The sequence below is a fragment of the Kitasatospora sp. NPDC001132 genome (genome assembly GCF_053598415.1).
Genome location: NZ_JBSFKF010000004.1, coordinates 330,078 through 351,824 on the forward strand (window position 1 = coordinate 330,078; position 21,747 = coordinate 351,824).

24 protein-coding genes are annotated in these 21,747 nt (G+C 74.1%); 13 read left to right on the forward strand and 11 right to left on the reverse strand.

Going from position 1 to position 21,747, the window contains the following annotated elements; genetic code table 11:
• Positions 1 to 36 precede the first annotated feature (36 nt).
• The 4 genes from ACWDBE_RS08355 to ACWDBE_RS08370 all read left to right on the forward strand — a co-directional run bounded on the left by ACWDBE_RS08355 (position 37) and on the right by ACWDBE_RS08370 (position 3,445).
• Positions 37 to 912 (forward strand): alpha/beta fold hydrolase, encoded by an 876-nt coding sequence (locus ACWDBE_RS08355; RefSeq protein ID WP_449807537.1) that lies wholly within the window; start codon positions 37 to 39, stop codon positions 910 to 912.
• 470 nt (positions 913 to 1,382) lie between these two features.
• Complete coding sequence (locus ACWDBE_RS08360) at positions 1,383 to 1,541, forward strand: hypothetical protein (protein ID WP_402401893.1); 159 nt, start codon at positions 1,383 to 1,385, stop codon at positions 1,539 to 1,541.
• A gap of 307 nt (positions 1,542 to 1,848) precedes the next feature.
• Positions 1,849 to 2,487 carry a DUF6758 family protein gene (locus ACWDBE_RS08365; RefSeq protein WP_392873500.1) on the forward strand — a complete coding sequence of 213 codons (639 nt, stop codon included), beginning with the start codon at positions 1,849 to 1,851 and terminating at the stop codon, positions 2,485 to 2,487.
• A gap of 97 nt (positions 2,488 to 2,584) precedes the next feature.
• Positions 2,585 to 3,445 carry a PHP domain-containing protein gene (locus ACWDBE_RS08370; RefSeq protein ID WP_449790061.1) on the forward strand — a complete coding sequence of 287 codons (861 nt, stop codon included), beginning with the start codon at positions 2,585 to 2,587 and terminating at the stop codon, positions 3,443 to 3,445.
• Between the two features lie 138 nt (positions 3,446 to 3,583).
• Here the strand turns inward: ACWDBE_RS08370 and ACWDBE_RS08375 are convergent, their stop codons facing one another.
• Positions 3,584 to 4,225, reverse strand: coding sequence for a suppressor of fused domain protein (locus tag ACWDBE_RS08375; protein ID WP_449790062.1), 642 nt, complete (start codon positions 4,223 to 4,225; stop codon positions 3,584 to 3,586).
• Positions 4,226 to 4,698: 473 nt separating this feature from the next.
• Between ACWDBE_RS08375 and corA the strand changes: the two genes are divergently transcribed.
• On the forward strand, positions 4,699 to 5,820 hold the full coding sequence (gene corA / locus ACWDBE_RS08380) for a magnesium/cobalt transporter CorA (RefSeq protein WP_392873509.1): 1,122 nt from the start codon (positions 4,699 to 4,701) through the stop codon (positions 5,818 to 5,820).
• Positions 5,821 to 5,823: 3 nt separating this feature from the next.
• Here corA and ACWDBE_RS08385 read toward each other — a convergent pair whose 3' ends face one another.
• A complete protein-coding gene (locus ACWDBE_RS08385; protein ID WP_449807538.1) occupies positions 5,824 to 6,804 on the reverse strand; it encodes a DMT family transporter in 981 nt (326 codons plus the stop codon).
• Positions 6,805 to 6,911: 107 nt separating this feature from the next.
• On the opposite strand from ACWDBE_RS08385, the gene ACWDBE_RS08390 reads away from it, so the two are divergent.
• The 4 genes from ACWDBE_RS08390 (at position 6,912) to ACWDBE_RS08405 (ending at position 10,720) form a co-directional block, all read left to right on the forward strand.
• Positions 6,912 to 7,451, forward strand: coding sequence for a hypothetical protein (locus ACWDBE_RS08390; RefSeq protein WP_449807539.1), 540 nt, complete (start codon positions 6,912 to 6,914; stop codon positions 7,449 to 7,451).
• Between the two features lie 128 nt (positions 7,452 to 7,579).
• The gene (locus ACWDBE_RS08395; RefSeq protein ID WP_449790065.1) at positions 7,580 to 8,878 is read left to right on the forward strand and encodes a magnesium transporter MgtE N-terminal domain-containing protein; all 1,299 of its coding nucleotides are present in this window, start codon (positions 7,580 to 7,582) and stop codon (positions 8,876 to 8,878) included.
• A gap of 76 nt (positions 8,879 to 8,954) precedes the next feature.
• Entirely contained in the window at positions 8,955 to 9,503 is a 549-nt protein-coding gene (locus ACWDBE_RS08400) for a DUF1003 domain-containing protein (protein ID WP_449790096.1), read from the forward strand.
• Positions 9,504 to 9,559: 56 nt separating this feature from the next.
• Complete coding sequence (locus tag ACWDBE_RS08405) at positions 9,560 to 10,720, forward strand: Mrp/NBP35 family ATP-binding protein (protein WP_449790066.1); 1,161 nt, start codon at positions 9,560 to 9,562, stop codon at positions 10,718 to 10,720.
• A gap of 76 nt (positions 10,721 to 10,796) precedes the next feature.
• Here ACWDBE_RS08405 and ACWDBE_RS08410 read toward each other — a convergent pair whose 3' ends face one another.
• The 4 genes from ACWDBE_RS08410 to sigE all read right to left on the reverse strand — a co-directional run bounded on the left by ACWDBE_RS08410 (position 10,797) and on the right by sigE (position 14,008).
• Complete coding sequence (locus ACWDBE_RS08410; RefSeq protein WP_449790067.1) at positions 10,797 to 11,465, reverse strand: hypothetical protein; 669 nt, start codon at positions 11,463 to 11,465, stop codon at positions 10,797 to 10,799.
• Between the two features lie 220 nt (positions 11,466 to 11,685).
• On the reverse strand, positions 11,686 to 12,120 hold the full coding sequence (locus ACWDBE_RS08415) for a sec-independent translocase (protein ID WP_449790068.1): 435 nt from the start codon (positions 12,118 to 12,120) through the stop codon (positions 11,686 to 11,688).
• Between the two features lie 146 nt (positions 12,121 to 12,266).
• On the reverse strand, positions 12,267 to 13,148 hold the full coding sequence (locus ACWDBE_RS08420) for a zf-HC2 domain-containing protein (RefSeq protein WP_449790069.1): 882 nt from the start codon (positions 13,146 to 13,148) through the stop codon (positions 12,267 to 12,269).
• Between the two features lie 122 nt (positions 13,149 to 13,270).
• Positions 13,271 to 14,008, reverse strand: a complete 738-nt coding sequence (sigE, locus tag ACWDBE_RS08425) for an RNA polymerase sigma factor SigE (RefSeq protein ID WP_449790097.1) — start codon at positions 14,006 to 14,008, stop codon at positions 13,271 to 13,273.
• 288 nt (positions 14,009 to 14,296) lie between these two features.
• Between sigE and ACWDBE_RS08430 the strand changes: the two genes are divergently transcribed.
• Entirely contained in the window at positions 14,297 to 14,929 is a 633-nt protein-coding gene (locus ACWDBE_RS08430; protein WP_449790098.1) for an O-methyltransferase, read from the forward strand.
• A gap of 136 nt (positions 14,930 to 15,065) precedes the next feature.
• On the opposite strand, the gene ACWDBE_RS08435 is transcribed toward ACWDBE_RS08430, so the two are convergent.
• Entirely contained in the window at positions 15,066 to 15,233 is a 168-nt protein-coding gene (locus tag ACWDBE_RS08435; protein ID WP_380552276.1) for a DUF3117 domain-containing protein, read from the reverse strand.
• Between the two features lie 297 nt (positions 15,234 to 15,530).
• On the opposite strand from ACWDBE_RS08435, the gene ACWDBE_RS08440 reads away from it, so the two are divergent.
• A complete protein-coding gene (locus tag ACWDBE_RS08440; RefSeq protein WP_449790070.1) occupies positions 15,531 to 16,331 on the forward strand; it encodes an enoyl-CoA hydratase-related protein in 801 nt (266 codons plus the stop codon).
• A gap of 57 nt (positions 16,332 to 16,388) precedes the next feature.
• Here ACWDBE_RS08440 and ACWDBE_RS08445 read toward each other — a convergent pair whose 3' ends face one another.
• Positions 16,389 to 16,976 (reverse strand): DNA-3-methyladenine glycosylase I, encoded by a 588-nt coding sequence (locus ACWDBE_RS08445; RefSeq protein WP_449807540.1) that lies wholly within the window; start codon positions 16,974 to 16,976, stop codon positions 16,389 to 16,391.
• A complete protein-coding gene (locus ACWDBE_RS08450) occupies positions 16,973 to 17,413 on the reverse strand; it encodes a DivIVA domain-containing protein (RefSeq protein ID WP_449790072.1) in 441 nt (146 codons plus the stop codon). The genes ACWDBE_RS08445 and ACWDBE_RS08450 overlap by 4 nt, the downstream gene beginning before the upstream one ends.
• Before the next feature lie 180 nt (positions 17,414 to 17,593).
• Here ACWDBE_RS08450 and folP point away from each other — a divergent pair, with 180 nt between their 5' ends.
• Entirely contained in the window at positions 17,594 to 18,406 is an 813-nt protein-coding gene (gene folP, locus ACWDBE_RS08455) for a dihydropteroate synthase (protein WP_449790099.1), read from the forward strand.
• Positions 18,407 to 18,446: 40 nt separating this feature from the next.
• Here the strand turns inward: folP and ACWDBE_RS08460 are convergent, their stop codons facing one another.
• Positions 18,447 to 19,256 carry an LOG family protein gene (locus ACWDBE_RS08460; RefSeq protein WP_402401571.1) on the reverse strand — a complete coding sequence of 270 codons (810 nt, stop codon included), beginning with the start codon at positions 19,254 to 19,256 and terminating at the stop codon, positions 18,447 to 18,449.
• A 111-nt stretch (positions 19,257 to 19,367) separates the two neighbouring features.
• A complete protein-coding gene (gene dapE, locus ACWDBE_RS08465) occupies positions 19,368 to 20,444 on the reverse strand; it encodes a succinyl-diaminopimelate desuccinylase (protein ID WP_449790073.1) in 1,077 nt (358 codons plus the stop codon).
• Between the two features lie 257 nt (positions 20,445 to 20,701).
• Here dapE and ACWDBE_RS08470 point away from each other — a divergent pair, with 257 nt between their 5' ends.
• The gene (locus tag ACWDBE_RS08470) at positions 20,702 to 21,691 is read left to right on the forward strand and encodes a hypothetical protein (protein ID WP_449790100.1); all 990 of its coding nucleotides are present in this window, start codon (positions 20,702 to 20,704) and stop codon (positions 21,689 to 21,691) included.
• Positions 21,692 to 21,747 lie beyond the last annotated feature (56 nt).

The following is a 21,747-nucleotide window of genomic DNA, read 5'->3' on the forward strand; positions in this document are numbered from 1 at the left end:
AGCAGGTCACCGGCAGGACAGCAGGGAGTACAGCCCATGAGCACGCCGCCGTTTCTGACGCTGCCCGGGTGCGCGCGGGCCGAGCGGGTGGCGACCGGGCGCGGGGAGTTCGCGGCGCTGCGGGCGGAGCCGGCCGGGCCGGTGCGCGGCTCGGCGCTGCTGGTGCCGGGGTTCACCGGCAGCAAGGAGGACTTCATCGCGCTGCTGGCGCCGCTGGCGGCCGCCGGGTACCGGGTGACGGCCGTGGACCAGCGCGGGCAGTACCAGACCGGCGGCCCGGACGACCCGGCGGCGTACGGCGTCGGGGCGCTCGGGGCGGACGTGCGGGCGCTCACCGAGGCGCTGGCGGCCGACGGCACCCCGCCGCACCTGCTGGGGCACTCCTTCGGCGGCCAGGTGGTGCGCGAGGCGGTGCTCGCCGCGGCGGCCGAGGGCCCGCTGCCCTGGCGGTCGCTGACGCTGGTGTCCACCGGCCCGGGCGCGATCGACCCGGCCGAGGCGGCCCGCACCGAGCTGCTGCTGGACGCCCTGCGGGTGATGGACCTGGAGCAGATCTGGCAGATGATGCGGCAGCTGGAGGCGGGAAGCGGGCAGCCGCGGCCGAGCCTGGAGCCGGCCGTCGCGGAGTTCCTGCACCGGCGTTGGCTGGCCAACGTGCCGCGGGCGCTGTCCGTCACCGGCGGCCACCTGGTGTCCGCGCCGGACCGGGTGGCGGAGCTGGCCGCCGCCACCGCCGGGCTGCCGGTGCTGGTGCTGTCCGGGGTGCGGGACTACGCCTGGCCGGTGCCGGAGCAGACCGCGATGGCCGAGCGCCTGGGCGCCCGCCGGGTGGTAGTCGCGGACGCCGGCCACTCCCCCAACGCCGAGCAGCCGGCCGCTACCGCCGAGGCGCTGGCCGCGTTCTGGGCCTGACGTTTCCGGGCCTGACGGTTCCGGGCCTGACGGTTCCGGGCCTGACGGTTCCGGGCCTGACGCCGCCCGCGCGGACGCGTGCCGGCCGGGGCCGGTTCCGCCACCCCGCCAATAGTGGTCTGTACCACTTCCGCAACTTCGATCGGCTTCAACAGAGGACAAAATTCGTTAGTTACGGTAATCTTTGATTCTGTCCGGGAATCATCGCCGGCCTCCACTTCGGCGCGGAGCACCCGAAACCCGGACTTCACGGGCGGGCAACGCCCCGGTAGCACCGCCACCTCACCGTGGTTCACGAGGCACTGGACGCACCAGGCAAGCAAGGGGGGCCCTTGCCGCAGCAGACCGCCGCACGCGCGGCGACGAACCGCCCGGTCCGGCCGCACCGCCGGACCCGAACGACCCCGAAAGAGCTGACACCCACTCAGCCGCGACCGCCCCGCCCCGCGGGGCCAGGAATGGAGACGCCCATGACGAAGACCATGCGCTTCGAGATCGTCCGACTCGACGACGTCAACGGCTCCGCCGCCGACCGCCTGATCGCCGACGCCGCCACCGTGCGCGAGGTCGTCGACGCCGCCGCCCGCACCGGCGAGCGCCTGCTCATCCGCCCGTGCCCGACCGTCTGACCGAGCGCGGCGCCCGCTCCGCGGAGCCCCCAGCAGCCGCCGACGAGCCGGGAGCGTCCGATCCGGACGTCCCGATACCCGACTGACGCCCCGTCACCGCATTCGCCGATGACGGGGCGTCAGTGTGTCCGGGGCCGGAGCCCCGGACGTTTGCCGCCGCCCGGTACGGGACATCCCCCAACGGGAACCGCACGCGACCGCCCACCCGGCGCCGGTCCGGGCGTCCGCCACCGACAGGTGCCGCCGAGCCCTCCGTACGGGTGATCGTCCTTGACGCGGCGGTCCGGAGGGAGGAGCGTTGACGGCTATGAGGGGCGAGCCAAGCTGCCCGAGGTGCGCCGGTCGGGTCCGCGCCCCCGGTCTGTTCTCAGACACCTGGCAGTGCGACCGGCACGGAGCGGTGCACCCGATGCAGCCGGTGCTGCCCCCGAGTGTGGAGGCCCTCGGCGTCGCCGTCGCCCGCTCCCAGGTCCCGGTCTGGCTGCCCTGGCCGCTCCCGGTCGGCTGGCTCTACACCGGCATCGCCCACGTCGGCGACGATGTCTCGGGCGCCCGGGCCACCGCCGTCGCCTGCTCCGGGCCCGCCCCGCTCGGCGGCTTCGGCGAGCTGGTCCTGGTCGCCGAGGAGCTGGGGGTCGGCCTCGGCGCCCGCTACGCGGGCCTACCGGGGCCGGACCCGGGCGACTCCGTCGGCCTCTACAAGCCCGCCGACGCCAAACTGATGGCCGCCGGGCGGCCCACCCCGATGTTCCACGTCCCGGACGCCCCGGCCGACCGCGCGGTGTTCGTCGGCGAGGCCCGCGGGCTCTGGCTGTGGGCGGTCGCCTGGCCCGAGCAGTCCGCGCTGGTCATGTACGACGAACTGGTGCTCACCGACCTGCGCGAGGCCGGCGCCGAACTGGACCTGCTGCCCTGCGGGGCGCTCACGCCCCGACTGCTCGGCTGACGGCCGTCCCGCGGGCCGGGTCCGTCCGGACCCGTGGGACGGCACCGTCCGCTGGCCTATCCTGGGCGGCACCCACGAGCCCCCGGGAGTCCGATCCGTGCGCATCGACCTGCACGCCCACAGCAACGCCTCCGACGGCACCGACAGCCCGGCCGAGCTGGTCGCGGCGGCCGTCGCCGCGGACCTCGACGTGGTGGCGCTGACCGACCACGACACCGTGGCCGGCCACGCCGAGGCCGCCGGGGCGGTGCGCGCGCTGCCCGAGGGCACCCGGCTGACCGTCGTCCCGGGCGCCGAGCTGTCCTGCGTCGTGGACGGCATCAGCATGCACCTGCTGGCGTACCTGTTCGACCCCGCGGAGCCGGAGTTCGCGCGCGAGCGGGACCTGGTGCGCACCGACCGGTTCCGGCGCGGCCGGGCGATCGTGGAGCGCTGCCGGGAACTCGGCGCGGACATCAGCTGGGAGCAGGTGGAGCGGATCGCCGGGTCCGGCTCGGTCGGACGGCCGCACATCGCGAGCGCGCTGGTCGAGGCGGGCGTGGTGGCAACCGTCTCGGACGCCTTCACCGCCGACTGGCTGGCCAACGGCGGGCGGGCGGACGTCCGCAAGCACGAGACCGACCCGGTCGCGGCGGTCCGGCTGGTCCGGGGCGCCGGCGGGGTGCCGGTGTTCGCCCACCCGGGCGCGGTCAAGCGCGGCCGGACGGTCTCCGACCAGGTGATCGCCGACCTCGCGGCGGCCGGGCTGGCCGGGCTGGAGGTCGACCACACCGACCACGACGAGGAGACCAGGGTGAGGCTGCGCGGCCTGGCCGGCGAGCTGGGCCTGCTGGTCACCGGCTCCAGCGACTACCACGGCTCCCGCAAGACCGTCCGGCTCGGCGAGCACACCACCGACCCGCAGGTGTACGAGGCGCTGCTGGCGCAGGCCACCGGCGCGGAGCCGATCGGACGCTGAGCCGACGCGGGCCTCGCGCGACGAACGCGGGACCAGGGGAGCATGAGTCCCCTGGTCCCGCGTTCCGGCGTTTCGAAGCGCGTAGCGGGCGCACGGACCGGCGCGCACGCCCCGTCTGACCGGGCGTCAGCCGGACGGTCAGTCCAGCCGGACGCCGCGCCGCTGCGGGTCGCGCAGGTCGGTGCCCTGGTCGAGCCAGCGCTCCTGGAGCGCGGCCGCGCCGTGCACCCGCTTCCAGCCCGCCTCGTTGGGCGTCATCGGCAGCAGCGGCAGGAAGCGCACCGGGTCGGCCGGCTCGGCGAGTTCCAGGTCCTCGACCAGGCCGCCCGGTTCGGCCGCGAGCACCGAGGTGAAGGGCGCGCCGTCCCAGAGCGGGGACCCGAGGTCCAGCGAGCCGCCCGGGGCCACCACCAGGCCCTCGACCTGCGGGGTGGCGGCGAAGGTGGCCAGGGTGCGCAGCACGCTGTCCTGCCCGCCGCGGACGGTCAGCACCAGTTCGGCGCGCGGGCCGCGCAGTTGGTCGGCGACCGGCGCGGTCGGGTCGGCCATCGGCGCGGCGGACATGCCGAGCGTCGCGTACCGCACCAGGCCCGCGGCGTCCGGCCCGAAGCGCAGCACCTCGATCCGGTCGGCGCCGAGGAAGGTGACGGCGGCGCGGCCGCCCGGCTCGCCGAAGGTGGAGATCAGCCGGGCCTCGACGGCGGCCAGCACCGCCTCCCGGGAGAGCTCCGGGGAGTTGCCGCCGTGGGGGTCGCCGAAGAGCGGGAAGTCGTGCGCCATGCCGGTGAGCGTAACCCCCGGGGGTTCACGGACCGCGCGGGGGCGGGCCGCAGGGGCCCGTGGGCGGCATGGAGGCCCGCCCGGTCGGGGCCGCGCCAGGGTCCCGTAAAGCCTTGGGAAACCTCCGGGAACCCCTCGGCTGCGACGCCCGGTCAGATGTTAGGGTGAGCGACTGGCCACCGGGATCGTTTCGTCTCGGGGCGGCGGCGCGAAGGAGGTGGTTGCGGTGGATACCGGCCGACCATGCAGTACCGGCAGCTCTGCCCGGCCCCGACTTCCCCGTACCCCTCGCCCCGCAGGCCCAATCGGCTGAATCAGCCGCGGTAGCCCCGGGCTCGGGCCCCACGACGGACGGACCGGCCGGGAGAGCACTCTCATCCCCCGTTTCACCGGTGTTCTCCGCCGTCGTACCGCGGCCGAACGTTTCTCCTTCCGCGCCGCCGCGCGACGGTTCCTGCCTCTGGGAGCCTGTCATGTCGATGATCAACAGCCTGCGCGCCGCCGTCCGCACCAACCGCCGCCGCGGCGCGGCCGGCGTCTACGGCGTCCTGCCCGAGGACGCCGCCTCGGCGGTCGTGGACTGCGCGGTCTACCAGCACGGCAAGCGCAGGGGCGAGACGTGCAGCCCGCGCGAGGCCGCCCACCGGGTCAGGGCCGCCCACCTGCTCCCCGAGGGCGAGGGCTCGTTCAGCTGGATCGGCCTGCACGAGCCGACCGAGGCCGAGTTCGCGGGGATCGCCCAGCGCTTCGGCCTGCACCCGCTCGCGGTCGAGGACGCGGTGCACGCGCACCAGCGGCCGAAGGTCGAGCGCTACGACGACGTGTTGTTCGCCGTCTTCAAGACCATCCGCTACGTGGAGCACGACCAGCTCACGCCCACCAGCGAGGTGGTGGAGACGGGCGAGCTGATGGTCTTCGCCGGCCGGGACTTCGTGATCACCGTCCGGCACGGCGGCCACGGCTCGCTGCAGGAGCTGCGCCACCGGCTGGAGGCGGACGCGGACGAGGCGGGGCTGCTCGCAAAGGGCCCGTCGGCGGTGCTGCACGCGATCGCCGACCACGTCGTGGACAACTACCTGCTGGTCGCCGAGCGGCTCCAGAACGACGTGGACGAGATCGAGTACGGCGTCTTCTCGGCCAAGGGCGGGCGCAGCGCCGACGTCGGCCGGGTCTACCAACTCAAGCGCGAGGTACTGGAGTTCAAGCGCGCGGTGGTGCCGCTGCTGCGCCCGATGCAGCAGTTGTCGGAGCCGCTCCAGCGGCTGGTGGACCCGGACATCCAGAAGTACTTCCGGGACGTCGCCGACCACCTGGCGCGGGTCGCCGAGCAGGTGCACGGCTTCGACGAGCTGCTGAACTCGCTGCTGCAGGCGAACCTGGCGCAGGTCTCGGTGGCGCAGAACGAGGACATGCGCAAGATCACCGCCTGGGCGGCGATCTTCGCGGTGCCCACCATGATCACCGGCGTCTACGGCATGAACTTCGAGTACATGCCCGAGCTGCACCACAAGTACGGCTATCCGACGGTGCTCGGCGCGATCGTGCTGATCTGCTTCGGGATGTACCGGGGCTTCCGCCGCAACGGCTGGCTCTGACGGCTACCTGCGCCCGCCGCGAGCGACCAGGACGAGGCCGAGCAGGATCAGCACCACCGCCGGGTAGGCAGCCGCCGGGGGCCACTGGCCCAGCCAGAGGGCGGCGATCAGCGCCGCGCCCGGGGTCTCCAGCAGGATCGCGGTGGAGGTGATCGACGGTCCGAGGTTGCGCACCACGCGGTTGCTCAGCGAGTGGCCGAGCAGCTGGGCGGTGACCATCAGCAGCACGATCTGCCACCAGGCCCCGGCCGGCCACCCGGCCAGCGGCGTCCCGGCGACCAGGCAGATCCCCAGCAGCACCGCCGCCGTGGTGGCGTAGCAGACCAGGGTGTACGCGGTGGTGCTGACGGTCCTGCGGACCTCGGCGCCCAGCAGCATGTACCCGGCCGAGGCCAGGCCGGCGGCGAGCGCGAGCGCGTCGCCCAGCAGCGCGCGCGGGGAGAGCGAGAGGTCCACACCGGTCAGCACCAGCACCCCGGCGAAGGCGACGACGGTGCCGAGCCAGACCAGCCGCGGCGCCCGGACGCCCATCAGCCGCATCAGCAGGATGGTCCACAGCGGGGTGGTGGTGACCAGGGCGGTGGCCGAGGCCACCGAGGTCATCCGCAGGCTGGGCATCCAGAGCGCGAAGTGCACGGCGAGCAGCGCCCCGGCGGCCACCGCGAGCAGCAGCGCCCGCCGGCCGATCCCGCGCAGCTCGGCGCGGTGGCGCAGCAGCGCGTACGGGCCGAGGACGCCGACTGACATGACGTTGCGCCACAGGGCGATCGCCAGCGCGGGCGCGGCGGTGGCGCTGATCAGCGGGCCGGACAGCGAGATGCCGCCGATCGAGACGGCGAGCAGCAGCAGGTCGAGGGTGGGGAGCGGGTGTGCCGGGCCCGGGTCGGCGGTCGCGGGGGCGGCGGTCGGAGTGGTGGCGGCGGCGGTCGCGGGCCGGGCGGCGGGCACGGCGCTCCTTGCTGGTCGCGGGGGTGGGGCCGTCATACGGTAAGGCCCGTGGCGGCGCAATGGAACTGTCGCCCGGGGGCTGAGACGTCCGGGGCCTCCCGGCCGCGCCACGGGACGGGCTCACTGGCCGTACGCTGTCCGCCATGGACCGTACGCCCGCCGCCGCGACCGCCGACGACTTCCTCGACCAGGCCCTGCTGGAGGAGGCCGCGAAGAAGTCGGGCCTGCTCTGGGTGCGCGCGGAGGGGCAGGAGCACGCCCGGCCGCTGTGGCACGCCTGGCACGACGGCGCGGTCGTGGTGGTCGGCGGGGGCGGCGAGCAGCCGCTGCACGGCCTGGAGCCCGGCGCCGGTGCCGTGGTGACCGTCCGCAGCAAGGACAAGGGCGGCCGGCTGACCGGCTGGAGCGCCCGGGTCGTCGAGCCGGCCCCGGACAGCGAGGCCTGGCTGGGCGCCGTCGAGGAGCTCAAGGGCAAGCGGCTGAACGCGCCCGACACCGACGCCATCGCCGCCCGCTGGGCCCGCGAGTGCCGGGTGCTGCGGCTGGAGCCGGTCGGCCCACTCACCGAGCGTCCCGGGACGATGCCGGACGGCTCACACGTCGCGCAGCCGCTGCCCACTCCGGCCACCACCCGCCGCCCGATCCCGGCCGGCCTGCCCAAACTGCTGTTCAAGCGCCGTTAAAGCTTCACGCCCAGGACTCGTCCGACGGCTACCGTGCCTCCCGGCCGGGCCCGGAACACGCGGGTAGCCTTGGCCGCGGGTGCGCCCCCGGCGCCCCCGGTACGGCGTCGAGCGAGTCGAGGGAGTCCATGGCAGGGCCAGGCACCCGGGTCTTCATCTCCCATCTGTCCGCCATCGCGGTCTTCGACCCGAACGGCGACCAGGTCGGCCGGGTCCGGGACGTGGTCGTGTCGCTGCGGCTCGGCGGCCGCCCGCCGCGCGTGCTCGGCCTGGTGGTCGAGGTGGTCGGCCGGCGCCGGATCTTCCTGCCGATGACCCGGGTGACCAGCCTGGAGTCCGGCCAGGTGCTCACCACCGGTGTGATCAACCTGCGCCGCTTCGAGCAGCGCCCGTCCGAGACCCTGGTACTCGCCGAGCTGCTGGACCGCACCGTCACCTGGTCCAAGACCGGCGAGGACGTCACCGTGCTGGACGTCGGCATGGTGCAGACCCGGCTGCGCGAGTGGGAGATCAGCAAGGTCTTCGTGCAGGTCGGCCGGGCCGGCCGGCTGCGCAAGGGCAAGGGCGAGCGGCTCACCCTGGACTGGCAGGACGTCACCGGCTTCTCGCTGCCCGAGCAGGACCAGGGCGCGGCCAACCTGCTCGCCACCTTCGAGCAGCTGCGCCCCGCCGACCTCGCCAGCGTGCTGCACCACCTGTCCGCCAAGCGCCGCGCCGAGGTGGCCGCCGCCCTCGACGACGAGCGGCTGGCCGACGTCCTGGAGGAGCTGCCCGAGGACGACCAGGTCGAGATCATCGGCAAGCTCCAGGAGGAGCGCGCCGCCGACGTCCTGGAGGCGATGGACCCGGACGACGCCGCCGACCTGCTCTCCGAGCTGCCCGGTGAGGAGGCCGAGCGGCTGCTCCAGCTGATGGAGCCGGACGAGGCCGCGCCGGTGCGCCGCCTGCTGACGTACGAGGAGGACACCGCCGGTGGTCTGATGACCACCGAGCCGATCGTGCTGGAGCCGGACGACACGGTCGCCGAGGCGCTGGCGAGGGTCCGGGTCAGCGACCACAAGCCCGCCCTGGCCGCGCAGGTCTTCGTCTGCCGTCCGCCGAACGAGACCCCGACCGGCCGCTACCTGGGCACCGTGCACTTCCAGCGGCTGCTGCGCGAGCCCCCGTACGTCCTGGTCGGCTCGCTGCTGGACGACGACCTGGACCCGCTGCCGCCGGACACCCCGCTGTCGCTGATCACCAGCTACCTGGCGACCTACAACCTGGTCGCCGCGCCGGTCGTGGACGAGGCCGACCACCTGCTCGGGGCGGTGACCGTCGACGACGTGCTCGACCACCTGCTGCCGGAGGACTGGCGCGACGCCGCGGCGCACCCCGGCGACGACACCCACCAGGACGACAGGGAAGGGATGACCGGTGGACGGTGACCGCAACGGCCGGACGGACGACTCCGCGCGCCGGCGCCTCCAGGGCGAACTGCGCCGGCTGCGGCAGCTGCGCGAGCTGCGCACCCGCGAGGGCGGCCGGGACCGGCGCGCCGACACCGCGCCGATCACCGGCACCGGCCGCGCCCGGCTCGACCAGCCGCGCACCGCGCGCCCCGGCCTGATCACGCTGCCCTCCTACGATCCGGAGGCGTTCGGCGTCCTGTCCGAGCGGATCGCCCGCTTCCTCGGCACCGGGCGGTTCATCGTCTGGATGACGGTGGTGGTCGTCGTCTGGATAGCGTGGAACACCCTCCTGCCGACGAGCGTGCGCTTCGACGAGTACCCGTTCATCTTCCTGACCCTGGCGCTGTCCCTGCAGGCTTCGTACGCGGCCCCGCTGATCCTGCTGGCGCAGAACCGCCAGGACAACCGGGACCGGGTCAACATGGAGCAGGACCGGGCACGCAGCGACCGCAACATCGCCGACACCGAGTACCTGACCCGCGAGGTCGCGGCCCTGCGGCACGGGCTCGGCGAGGTCGCCACCCGGGACTTCATCCGGTCCGAACTCCAGTCCCTGCTCAAGGAGATCGACGAGCGCCGGGAGGCCCCCGAACCGCTGTGACCCTCGGCACGCTACCGACGGGTCAACGACTTCGCCGGGCGCCGTACCATCAAGGCATGGCCAACGAGACAGAGGTCGCGGCCGGCGTCACGGAGGAGTCCGTACGCCAGGCGCTGGCGACCGTCAACGACCCGGAGATCAACCGCCCGATCACCGAGATCGGCATGGTGAAATCGGTCGGGATCGCCGAGGACGGCGCGGTGCGCGTCGCGGTCTACCTGACGGTCTCCGGCTGCCCGATGCGCGACACCATCGTCACCCGGGTGCGCGAGGCGGTCGGGAAGGTGCCCGGCGTGACCGGCGTCGAGGTCGAGCTCGACGTGATGAGCGACGAGCAGCGCAAGGAGCTGTCCCAGCTGCTGCGCGGCGGCGCCCCCGAGCGGGAGATCCCGTTCGCCAAGCCTGGCACCCTGACCCGGGTCTACGCCGTCGCCTCCGGCAAGGGCGGCGTCGGCAAGTCCTCGGTGACCGTCAACCTGGCGGCCGCGATGGCCGCCGACGGCCTGAAGGTCGCCGTGGTGGACGCCGACATCTACGGCCACAGCGTGCCGCGCATGCTGGGCGTCGACGGCCGGCCGACCCAGGTCCAGGACATGATCATGCCGCCGCAGGCGAACGGCGTGAAGGTCATCTCGATCGGCATGTTCACCCCGGGCAACGCCCCGGTGGTCTGGCGCGGCCCGATGCTGCACCGCGCACTCCAGCAGTTCCTCGCCGACGTGTACTGGGGCGACCTGGACGTGCTGCTGCTGGACCTGCCGCCCGGCACCGGCGACATCGCGATCTCGGTGGCCCAGCTGGTCCCCAACGCGGAGATCCTGATCGTCACCACCCCGCAGATGGCCGCCGCCGAGGTGGCCGAGCGGGCCGGCACCATCGCGGTGCAGACCCACCAGAAGATCGTCGGCGTGATCGAGAACATGTCCGGCATGCCGTGCCCGCACTGCGACGAGATGATCGACGTCTTCGGCACCGGCGGCGGCCAGACCGTCGCGGACGCGCTCACCCGCACCGTCGGCGCGACCGTCCCGGTGCTCGGCTCGATCCCGATCGACGTGCGGCTGCGCGAGGGCGGCGACGACGGCCGCCCGGTCGTGCTCGCCGCGCCCGACTCCCCGGCCGGCGCCGCCCTGCGCGCGGTGGCCGGCAAGCTCGGCGGCCGCCAGCGCGGACTGTCCGGGATGTCGCTGGGCCTGACGCCCAAGAACAAGTTCTGAGGCCGTGACTGACGGAGGGCCGGGTGGGCGGCACCACCCGGCCCTCCGTCGTACGGCCGTTGTACCGCCGAGGGCCCTACGGGCGGGTGTAGGCCGTCAGGTCCGGGACGGTGGAGAAGCCGATGCCGTAGGCGCTGACGCCCCGGCCGTAGGCGCCCAGCATGACGCCGGGGGCCTCGCCGGCCAGCACCCAGCCGTACTCGGACTCGCGGTAGCGGAAGGGCTGCGGCAGGCCGTTGACCGGCAGGCTGAGGGTGGACCAGCCGGGGCCGGCCAGGTCGTCGGCGAGGTCCCAGGCGAGGCTGCTCTGCTGGTCCAGCCAGTCCTGGCGCAGCGCCCGGTCCAGCTGCCCGGGCCAGGTCGCGGCGAGCAGGCCGGAGCCGGCCAGCCAGGCGGCGGAGGCGGCGGAGGTCGCTTCCAGGGTGCCCGTGTTGTCGGCGCTGCGGCGGCTGTCCCGGCGGGCCACCGTGACCACGACGGCGAACTTCCGTACGTCGCGCGGCTCGTACTGCCTGGCCGGCTCCTCGCCGTGGCCGAGCGAGCCGTAGTCGACGCTGCCCGCGGCGCGGGGGCCGGCGCCGGCCTGCACCAGGAAACGGCGGCCGGTCCAGCCCTCGTCCAGCCCGTACCAGGGGAAGTCGGCGGACAGGTAGGGCACCAGCGGGTCCGCCGGGCCGGCCTGTCCGCCGACCACCGGGCCGCCGGCCGTGGCCGTCGCCCCTCCCGCCTGACTCGTCGCGTCCATCCCCGGGCCTCCTCAAACACACGTTTGCCTGCCGTGGCGCGCTCCCATGGTGGCGTACCGCGGCGTTCCGCGGGGCCGTTCCCGGACCGCGACGGGGCGCGGTGTGACGGACGGCTCAGCGGAACAATCAGCACAATAGCGGCGCACACGCCACCGCCCCGCTCAGCCGGGTGGCCGGGCGGGGCGGTGGCGCGGCGCCGGGGCGCCGGACGCGTACCGGTCAGGTGGCGTCGGGGTCGAACGGGGGCCGCTCGCCGGGCGCCAGCGGGGCTCCGGTGGAGGCGGGCGCCGAGGCGGACTTCTCGAAGCTGACGCTGCCGCTGCGGCCGTTGACCGGCGCCGCGGGCTTGTCGTCCAGGACGGACCGGATGTCCAGGGTGTCCTTCATGTCCTTCAGGCCCAGCGGATCGTCCTGGTCGCCCATGAGCTGCTTGCGCACGAAGGTCTTGGGGTTCAGGTCCTCGAACTCGAAGTCCTTGAACTCGGGGCCCAGCTCACTGCGGATGTCCTCCTTCGCGTTGTCGGCGAAGGACCGGATCTTCCGGATGAAGCCCATGGTGTCCTGGATCAGCTTGGGGAGCTTGTCCGGGCCGAAGATGATGATCGCCATCACGACCAGGGTCAGGACCTCCAGCCCACTGACGTCGCTGAACACCTTTGCTCCCTAACTCGTCGGACGACGGTTCCTACAGGGTAATGGCCACCGGCGAGTCCTTGGCCCACGCTGTGATGAAGCCGTGGTAAAGACCTGCCGGTGGCCGAGGCGTCCGGGCCGGAGCGCCGGTGTCCTTCGGGGCCGTTCTAGCGGATCTGCTGGCGCAGTGCGGCGAAGCCCCCGGGGTAGCGCTCCGGGGAGCCCGGCGGGGTCGCGTCGCGGGTCGCGGCGACCGGGCGGCCGGCGAAGTCCACCGGGACCTGCGCGGTCGTCGGGACGAGGCCGCCGCGGCCGCTGCCGGGCGGGCTGACGGTGGTTCCGTGGCGCTCCTCGCCCTGCGTGCTGAGCCCGCCGACGCCGCCGAGCGTCACCGCGGCGACGGAGAAGGCTCCCGCGGCGGCGAACACCAGCCGTCGGCCCCGCGCGGGGGACCGGACGGCGGCGGGCGCGGCGGGCTGCGGACGGGCCGGGGCGGCGGCGGCCTCGGGGCGGGCAGAGCGCCGGCCCATCAGCGGCCGCAGCACCGTGCCGCGGCCGAAGGCCCGCGGGTCGACCCCGGGCAGCGGGGAGTCGGCGCCGAGCGCGCCCGCGCCGAAGGAGGCCCCGGCGCCGCGGCCGAAGGAGCCGCCGTCGAGCCGGCTGCCGCCGAGCGTGCCGGTGGCCGCGACCCCGCCACCGGGCAGGTCGTCGTCGTCCTCGCGGCGCCCGCGCCGGCCGGAGCGCCAGTCGCCGTCCGCCGGGGCGTCCTCGGGGAGGTTGCCGACGGCCATCAGGCGGGCCATCAGCGCGGAGGACGGGCCGGGCGGGCCGGAGCGGGCCAGCATGTGCTTGACGGCGCGGCCCTCGTCGGCCTCCGCGAGGCACTGGGGGCAGGTCGCCAGATGGGCCTGGACGCGGTCGCGCGAGTCGTGGCCGAGTTCGCCGTCCAGGAAGGCGGAGAGGCGCTCGCCGAGGTGGTGCTCCTCGGCGGCGGGTGCGGCGGGACGGACGGGGAGCGCGTGCAGCGCCGTGTCCGCGGGCAGTGCCACCCCGGGCAGCACGGGCTCACCGGGTTCGTCGCCTCCGCGACGGCCCGGCAGCGCCCAGCCCCGTCGGTTCGGAGGCCGGTCGGATGCGTCCGACCGGTCCGAACCGGACCGGCTGGTTCCGCTCACGATCGCCTCCGTCCGCGCCCACCGGGCGCGACCGCGGCCTCGACCGCCCCCACCCCGACGGCCACCGGCACCGGCTCCTCCGAGCCGCCGCGGCGCTCACGGCCGGGGGCCGAGCCGGGGGCGCGGTGCTTGAGCGCGGCGCGCAGGTGCGAGCGGCCGCGGTGGATGCGGCTGCGGACGGTGCCGAGCTTGACGCCCAGCGTGGCGGCGATCTCCTCGTAGGACAGGCCCTCGATGTCGCAGAGCACCACGGCGGCGCGGAACTCCGGCGCGAGCGTGTCCAGGGCGTGCTGCACGTCGGCGTCGAAGTGGGTGTCGCTGAAGTGCTGGGCCGGGCTGGGCTCGCGGGAGGCGAGCCGCTCGGCCGCGTCCTCGCCGAGCGCGTCGAAGCGGATGCGCTGGCGGCGGCGGACCATGTCCAGGAAGAGGTTGGTGGTGATCCGGTGCAGCCAGCCCTCGAACGTGCCGGGGGTGTAGGTGGACAGCGAACGGAACACCCGGACGAAGACCTCCTGGGTGAGGTCCTCGGCGTCGTGCTGGTTGCCCGTCAGACGGTAGGCCAGCCGGTAGACCCGGGCGCTGTGCGCCTCGACGATCTCCTCCCACGTGGGCGGAGTCCAGGTCTGCGCGTCGGGACCCTCGGAGAAGGTCGCGAGAGCGGGGGCCTCGGTGGCACCGGCGGCCGGCGTCGCGGCCACGGGCTGGTCCAGGTCGGAGTGCGCAGGCTGGTTCATCACGGGCTTCGGCGTACGGGCCGACGCGGTGCCGCGGAAGTGCCGCCGCACAGGGACGTCGCCCTCGGCCACACCTCCTCGGTCGGCTCTTCTGCCCAGCAGGGCCACCACCATATCCACCTCACCCGTCAAGCCCGGATAAAAGTGCCCGGGAGGTCTTGCGCACCCGGTCCGACATGACAACGGCCCGCCGCCGTACGCGGTTCCCGGTCGGCCAGTAATCTGTGCCAGGAAATATCGACATCCCTCGGCACCGGGCCGCCGCCCGGGGCTCCGAAAGAGGCAGCCATCAGCGAGTTCGGGCCCGCGCGCGCGGCCCTCGCCGACACCTACGTGGGCGAGGACGCCGTGCTGACCTACGCCCGGGCGCAGTCCGCGCGGACCGGGATACGGGCGATCGGACCGAGCGGCGGGGCCTGCCTGCGGCTGCTGGCGGCCGCGCTGGACGCCAAGGCGGTGGCCGAGATCGGCACCGGCACCGGGGTGTCCGGGGTCTACCTGCTGCGCGGGATGCGGCCGGACGGCGTGCTCACCACGGTCGACTCGGAGCCGGTGCGCCAGCAGCTGGCCCGTGAGGCGTACCAGGCGGCCGGGTTCGCGGCCAACCGCTCCCGGTTCATACCGGGCCGGGCGCTGGAGGTGCTGCCCCGGCTCGCCGACGGGCAGTACGACCTGGTGTTCTGCGACGGCGACCCGGCGGAGTCCTGCGAGTACCTGCGCGAGGCGCTGCGGCTGCTGCGGCCGGGCGGGATGGTCTGCTTCGAGGGGGTCTTCCAGGAGGGCCGGCTGGCCGAGCCGGAGCTCCAGGACCCGCAGACCGGCGCCGTCCGGGACCTGGTCCGGGACGTGCGGGAGAGCGAGGACCTGCTCCCGGCGCTGCTGCCGGTGTCGGACGGGCTGCTCTGCGCGATCAAGCGCTGAGCCCGGCGCCCCTCGGGGCGCCGCGGGCCCGCAGGCCCCGCGGCCCGGGCCCGGAAAACGCGCGGACCCGGGCCGACATGACGTCGTACCCGGGCCCGGCAGCACATCTCCAGGAGATGGCGAGCACCTGCTGCGGTCAGCCGCAGGCCTTCTTCAGGGCCTCGCCGAGGGCCTCGGCCTCGTCAGGCGTGAGCTCCACCACAAGGCGTCCGCCGCCTTCGAGCGGAACGCGCATGATGATGCCCCGCCCCTCTTTGGTGACTTCGAGCGGGCCGTCACCCGTCCGCGGCTTCATGGCCGCCATGCTCGTTCCCCTTCCTGCAACCGCTCAGCTACGCACCGGCAGTCCGTCCACCGCCGGTATCGAACGCATTGATCGGAAGCCATTATCCCGCATGCCACGGGCTGATGACCAACATCACTCTCGGTGCAACCACGGCCGGACCGCCCCCAACCACCGCAATTCACGTCATAAGCCCCGGCGTGGCGGCGGTGCGGACACCGCGGGAAGGTGCGATACCTCACACTCCCCAGCCCCCCGCGTGCTCCGGCATCCTGACACACACGACTGACACCGCCACGACCCCGGGAGCCCTCACCCATGTCCGATTCCGTGCTGTACGAGCTGGACGGCGGCCTGGCCGTCATCACCATCAACCGCCCGGAGGCGATGAACGCGCTCGACGTCGCCACCAAGATCGCGCTGCGCGACGCCGTGGCCGCCGCGGGCGCCGACCCGGCGGTGCGGGCCGTGCTGCTGACCGGGGCGGGCGAGCGGGCGTTCTGCGTCGGGCAGGACCTCAACGAGCACCTGACGCTGCTGAAGCGGGCCGAGGAGACCGGCGAGGGCGCGCTGCGGACCGTCGCCGAGCACTACAACCCGCTGGTGCGGGCGCTGGCCGGGATGCGCAAGCCGACCGTCGCCGCGGTCGGCGGGGTGGCGGCGGGGGCCGGCGCCTCGCTCGCCTTCGCCTGCGACTTCCGCGTCCTGTCCGACCGGGCCGGCTTCAACACCGCCTTCGCCGGAATCGCGCTGACCGCCGACTCGGGCGCCTCCTGGACGCTGCCGCGACTGGTCGGGCACGCCAAGGCCACCGAGCTGCTGATGCTCCCCCGGACGGTCAAGGCCGCCGAGGCGATGGAGCTGGGCCTGGCCACCAGGGTGGTACCGGCCGACGAACTCGCCGCCACCGCACGGGCCTTCGCCCACGAGCTGGCCGAGGGGCCGACCGTCGCCTACGGCGCCATCAAGGAGTCGCTGGCGTACGGCGCCTCCCACTCGCTGGACGAACTCCTCGACAAGGAGGACGAGTTGCAGACGATGGCGGGCGAGAGCGAGGACCACCGGATCGCGGTGCGCGCCTTCATCGCCAAGGAGAAGCCGAAGTACCTGGGCCGCTAGGGACATCGGCCGCCACGGGCCGGCCCGTCCGATCGGAGGGGCCGGCCCTCGGGCCCGTCAGCGGACGGCCGCGGTGCGGACGTGGCAGTCCGCCAGGTGGTCGTCGACCAGGCCACAGGCCTGCATCAGGGCGTAGGCGGTGGTCGGGCCGACGAAGCGGAAGCCCGCCTTCTTCAGCGCCTTCGCCAGCGCCGTCGACTCCGGCGTGACGGCCGGCACCTCGCCCGTCGTGCGGGGGGCCGGCCGGTCCGGGTCCCCGGCGAACTGCCAGATCAGCGCGTCCAGTCCGCCCTCCAGGTCGCGGGCGACCCGCGCGTTGGCGACCGCCGCCTCGATCTTGGCCCGGTTGCGGATGATGCCGGTGTCGGCGAGCAGGCGCTCCTTGTCCGCCTCGCCGAACTCGGCGACCTTGGCGATCTCGAAACCCGCGAACGCGGCCCGGAAGCCCTCGCGGCGGCGCAGGATGGTCAGCCAGGACAGCCCGGACTGGAAGGCCTCCAGGCAGACCCGCTCGAACAGCGCGTCGTCGCCGTGCACCGGTCGGCCCCACTCGGTGTCGTGATAGACCCGGTAGTCGTCGGTGGAGTCGCCCCAGCCGCAGCGGCGCAGGCCGTCCGCGCCGAGCACCGCTCCGTCGTCCGTCACTTGTCCGCCCCAGGCTCGGCGTCCTCGGGGGTCCGCTCCCCGGCCGGCCGCTTGGCGAGCGCCACGGCCGGCTCGACCACCTTGGCGAACTCCTCCAGGCCGGGCAGCGGTTCGGCCGCCGGGTCGGGGGCGCCGCCCGCCTCGACCGCGCCGCGCAGGTGGGCGGCGGCCTCCAGCTCGGCGATCCGCGCGTCGCGGTAGGCGAGTTCGGCGCCGAGGCGGTCCAGGACGTCGTCCACCTCGTCCATCCGGTAGCCGCGCAGGGCCATCGGCAGGCGCAGCTCGTCCACGTCCGCCTTGCCCAGCGGGCGGTCCTGCGGCAGCCGCGCGGAGATGCGGTCCGGTGCCGCCTCCGGCATCGAGCCTCCCCCGCCGAGCGCCACCAGGGCGGCACCGCCGACCACCACGGCCATGGCGACCACGATCACCCAGAACACGAGCTGTCCTCCCGAACTCCCGGCCGGTCCGCTATGTGGCGCAGGTAACCACACTGATCATGACAGCATGGTCCCTTAGTGAGGCCGGGGGCCATCATCGCACCCGCAGGAGCTGTGGAGGAGACATCGGTGGCACTGCGCCTGGGACCGCGGGAATTCGGTGACGACGAGCTGGTGATCATGGCGATCGTCAACCGGACGCCGGACTCGTTCTTCGACAAGGGTGCGACCTTCGCCGACGAGGCCGCCTTCGCCGCCGCGGACCGGGCGATGGCCGAGGGCGCGGCGATCCTGGACATCGGCGGGGTGAAGGCCGGGCCGGGCGACGAGGTCACGGTCGAGGAGGAGCTGCGGCGCACCGTGCCCTTCGTGGCCGAGCTGCGCAAGCGCCACCCCGAGGCGGTGATCAGCGTGGACACCTGGCGGCACGAGGTCGGCGAGGCGGTCTGCGAGGTGGGCGCGGACCTGCTGAACGACGCCTGGGGCGGGGTGGATCCGGAGCTCGCCGAGGTGGCCGCCCGGTACGACGTCGGGCTGGTCTGCACCCACGCGGGCGGCGCCGAGCCCCGCACCCGGCCGCACCGGATCGGGTACGAGGACGTGATGGCGGACATCCTGCGGGTGACGGTGGGACTGGCCGAACGCGCGGTGGAACTGGGCGTGCGGCGGGACGCGCTGATCATCGACCCGGGGCACGACTTCGGCAAGAACACCCGGCACTCGCTGGAGGCCACCCGGCGGCTGCCGGAGATGACCGCGACCGGCTTCCCGGTGCTGGTCTCGCTCTCCAACAAGGACTTCGTCGGCGAGACCCTGGATCGGCCGGTGAACGAGCGGCTGCTCGGCACCCTGGCCACCACCGCGGTCTCGGCCTGGCTGGGCGCGCGGGTCTACCGGGCGCACCAGGTCGCGGAGACCCGCCAGGTGCTGGACATGGTCGCCTCGATCCGGGGCACCCGCCCCCCGGCGGTCGCCCGCCGGGGGCTGGCGTGAGCGCCTCGGCCCGGGCCCGCCGAGGACCCGTCCGGGGCTCCTAGATCTCGCCGGCGGGCCGGCGGGCGTCCGCGAGGATCTTCATGACCTCGTCGATCTCGTCGGTGATGTGGAACAGCTCCAGGTCGTGCGGGGCCGCCTTGCCCTGCTCGACCAGGGTGTTCTTCAGCCACTCGTAGAGGCCGCCCCAGTAGGCGCTGCCGTAGAGGATCACCGGGAAGCGGGTGACCTTCTTCGTCTGCACCAGGGTGAGCGCCTCGAACAGCTCGTCCAGCGTGCCGAGGCCGCCGGGCAGGACCACGAACCCCTGGGCGTACTTCACGAACATCGTCTTGCGGACGAAGAAGTAGCGGAAGTTCAGTCCGAGGTCGACGAACTCGTTGAGGCCCTGCTCGAAGGGCAGCTCGATGCCGAGCCCGACGCTGAGGCCGCCGGCCTCGGAGGCGCCGCGGTTGGCGGCCTCCATCGCGCCCGGGCCGCCGCCGGTGATCACCGCGTAGCCGGCCTCGGCGAGGGCCCGGCCGATGGCCACGCCCGCCTGGTACTCGGGCGAGTCGGCCGGGGTCCGGGCGGAGCCGAAGACGCTGATCGCGGGCGGGAGTTCGGCGAGGGCGCCGAAGCCCTCGACGAACTCGGAGGTGATCCGCAGCACCCGCCAAGGGTCGGTGTGCAGCCAGTCGGTGGGACCGGTGGTGTCCAGCAGGCGCTGGTCCGTGGTGCTCGTTCCGACCTGGTCCCGGCGCACCAGCACCGGGCCCTTCTGCTTCTCGGGCCAGGCCTTCTTCTTCCGCGGCACCCCGACCTGCTCGGGGCCGTGACCGTAGTGCTTCTCGTCTCCTGTGCCTGTCATGACGGAACCCTACGCCCGCCTTCCCCCGTTTTCAGGCAACGGGGGAAGGTCGGTTGGGCATCCGGAAGGTGGCGTTCGGCCGCCGTCCCGACGGTCGGCGCGGCGCGCGGCTCAGCTGGTCAGCCAGGCGCGCAGCCGCTCCTCGACCTCGGCGATGGCGCTCAGCGAGCAGTGCTCCTCGCGCTTGTGCGCCAGGTTCGGGTCGCCGGGGCCGTAGTTGACCGCGGGGACGCCGAGCGCGCTGAACCGGGCGACGTCGGTCCAGCCGAACTTGGCCCGGGCCTGGCCGCCGGTGGCCGCCAGGAAGGCCTGGGCGGCCGGCTGGGAGAGTCCGGGCAGGGCACCCGGGGCGAAGTCGGTGACGGTCAGCTCGAAGCCGTCGAAGACCTCGCGCACGTGCTTCTCCGCGTCGGCCTCGCTGCGGTCCGGCGCGTAGCGGAAGTTGACGGTCACGACGCACTCGTCCGGGATCACGTTGCCAGCCACGCCGCCGTCGATCCGGACCGCGTTCAGGCCCTCGCGGTACTCCAGGCCGTCGATCTCCACCCGGCGCGGCTGGTACCGCTCGAGCCGGGTGAGCACCTCGGCGGCGTGGTGGACGGCGTTGTCGCCGAGCCAGCTGCGGGCCGCGTGGGCGCGCACGCCGGTGAGCCGCACCTGCGCCCGCAGGGTGCCCTGGCAGCCGCCCTCGACCATGGCGCCGCTGGGCTCCATCAGCACCGCGAAGTCGCCCGCCAGCCACTCCGGGTGGTCCTTGGCGAGGTGGCCCAGGCCGTTGCGGTGGGCCTCCACCTCCTCGCAGTCGTAGAAGACGAAGGTGAGGTCCCGGTTGGGTTCGGGCAGCGTGGCGGCGAGGCGCAGCTGGACGGCCACGCCGGACTTCATGTCCGAGGTGCCGCAGCCGTAGAGCAGGTCGCCCTCGACGTACGAGGGGAGGTTGTCGGCGATCGGCACGGTGTCCAGGTGGCCGGCCAGGACGACGCGCTCGGCGCGGCCCAGGTCGGTGCGGGCGACCACGTTGTTGCCGTGGCGGTCCACGGTGAGGTGCGGGTAGCCGCGCAGCGCGGCCTCCACGGCGTCGGCGAGCGCCTGCTCGTCGCCGCTCACCGAGGGGAAGTCGACGAGCCGGGCGGTCAGCGTCCCGCCGTCGAGAGTGAGGTCCAGGGGCGTCGGATTCGGGCTGCTCATGGGCGTCAGCCTAGTCCGCGGCCCGGTCCGCCCGGCCCGGTCCGCCCGGTGCGGCCGCCGCGTGACGCGGTTCGGACTCGGTGGCGAGTGGGCGGGCGACGGCAACCGGGGGGCGCCGTACATCCGTCCGAGTGGGTACGGTGTCGGATCAAGGAGCAGGCGCGAGAGGGGCGACGGTGGCCAGGAGAAGGAGCAGCGAGCAGCTGGGCGACGAAGAGGAGCCCACTCGCCGCCGCGGGCCGCTGCGCGCCCTGCTGATGGTGATCGTCGGGCTGCTCGGCCTGGCCCTGGTCGCCGGACTGGCCGTGGTCGGGATCTGGTGGTTCGGCTTCAAGCCGGGTGTGTCGGAGGAGTGCACGGTGAAGACCGCGGCCGGCAACGGCACGCTGGAGCTGCCGCAGGCCGCCAACGCCGCGACGATCGCCGCGGTGGCGCGCTCGCGCGGGCTGCCGGACCGGGCCACCACGATCTCGCTGGCGACGGCGATGCAGGAGTCCAAGCTGCGCAACCTCGCGGGCGGCGACCGGGACTCGATCGGCCTCTTCCAGCAGCGGCCGTCGATGGGCTGGGGCACCCCGGCGCAGATCGGCGACCCGGTGTACGCGACCAACAAGTTCCTGGACGGGCTGGTCAAGGTCCCCGGCTACACCCGGATGCCGCTGACCGACGCCGCCCAGACGGTGCAGAAGAGCGGCTACCCGCAGGCCTACGCCAAGCACGAGACGAAGGCGACCCTGCTCACCTCGGCGCTGGCCGGCCGCGAGCCCGCCTCGTTCTCCTGCGTGGTGCACGACTACGCCAAGCCGGATCCGGCGGACTCCGACTCCCCCACCGCGGGGACCACCCCGGGCGCCACCGCGACCCCGGCCACGGCGCCGGACCGGGCCCAGGTGCTGTCCGACCGGGTGCGCCGGGAGTTCGGCCGCACGGTGACCCCGGCGACCGGCTACACCTCGACCATCAAGGGCGCCGAGAACGCCCTCGCGCTGACCCCGGACCCGGCCACCACCGCGCTGACCTCGGGACCGGACGCGGGGGCGGACGGCGGGGTGAGCGCCGAGCGGGCGAGCGGCTGGGAGGTCGCCCACTGGGCGGTCGCCCAGGCCCAGCAGCTGGGCATCGCGACGGTCGCCTACGACGGGAAGATCTGGCGCAAGTCCAAGTCCGAGGACGGCTGGCAGACCCAGACCTCGGGCACCTCGACCAAGCTCGTCCAGGTCACCCTGGCCCCGCCCACGAAGAGCTGACGCACTGGTGTTCGGGTTGCCGCCGGACGAGTGATTCCGGTCAACCCCGGTGGACC

Excerpts from the sequence above, each read along its gene's own strand:
- ACWDBE_RS08355 (WP_449807537.1), top strand. The coding sequence starts at position 37 with ATGAGCACGCCGCCGTTTCTGACGCTGCCCGGGTGCGCGCGGGCCGAG.
- ACWDBE_RS08360 (WP_402401893.1), top strand. The coding sequence starts at position 1,383 with ATGACGAAGACCATGCGCTTCGAGATCGTCCGACTCGACGACGTCAAC.
- ACWDBE_RS08365 (WP_392873500.1), top strand. The coding sequence starts at position 1,849 with ATGAGGGGCGAGCCAAGCTGCCCGAGGTGCGCCGGTCGGGTCCGCGCC.
- ACWDBE_RS08375 (WP_449790062.1), bottom strand. The coding sequence starts at position 4,225 with ATGGCGCACGACTTCCCGCTCTTCGGCGACCCCCACGGCGGCAACTCC.
- corA (WP_392873509.1), top strand. The coding sequence starts at position 4,699 with ATGTCGATGATCAACAGCCTGCGCGCCGCCGTCCGCACCAACCGCCGC.
- ACWDBE_RS08385 (WP_449807538.1), bottom strand. The coding sequence starts at position 6,804 with ATGACGGCCCCACCCCCGCGACCAGCAAGGAGCGCCGTGCCCGCCGCC.
- ACWDBE_RS08390 (WP_449807539.1), top strand. The coding sequence starts at position 6,912 with ATGGACCGTACGCCCGCCGCCGCGACCGCCGACGACTTCCTCGACCAG.
- ACWDBE_RS08395 (WP_449790065.1), top strand. The coding sequence starts at position 7,580 with ATGGCAGGGCCAGGCACCCGGGTCTTCATCTCCCATCTGTCCGCCATC.
- ACWDBE_RS08405 (WP_449790066.1), top strand. The coding sequence starts at position 9,560 with ATGGCCAACGAGACAGAGGTCGCGGCCGGCGTCACGGAGGAGTCCGTA.
- ACWDBE_RS08410 (WP_449790067.1), bottom strand. The coding sequence starts at position 11,465 with ATGGACGCGACGAGTCAGGCGGGAGGGGCGACGGCCACGGCCGGCGGC.
- sigE (WP_449790097.1), bottom strand. The coding sequence starts at position 14,008 with ATGAACCAGCCTGCGCACTCCGACCTGGACCAGCCCGTGGCCGCGACG.
- ACWDBE_RS08435 (WP_380552276.1), bottom strand. The coding sequence starts at position 15,233 with ATGGCGGCCATGAAGCCGCGGACGGGTGACGGCCCGCTCGAAGTCACC.
- ACWDBE_RS08440 (WP_449790070.1), top strand. The coding sequence starts at position 15,531 with ATGTCCGATTCCGTGCTGTACGAGCTGGACGGCGGCCTGGCCGTCATC.
- folP (WP_449790099.1), top strand. The coding sequence starts at position 17,594 with ATGGCGATCGTCAACCGGACGCCGGACTCGTTCTTCGACAAGGGTGCG.
- ACWDBE_RS08460 (WP_402401571.1), bottom strand. The coding sequence starts at position 19,256 with ATGACAGGCACAGGAGACGAGAAGCACTACGGTCACGGCCCCGAGCAG.
- dapE (WP_449790073.1), bottom strand. The coding sequence starts at position 20,444 with ATGAGCAGCCCGAATCCGACGCCCCTGGACCTCACTCTCGACGGCGGG.
- ACWDBE_RS08470 (WP_449790100.1), top strand. The coding sequence starts at position 20,702 with ATGGTGATCGTCGGGCTGCTCGGCCTGGCCCTGGTCGCCGGACTGGCC.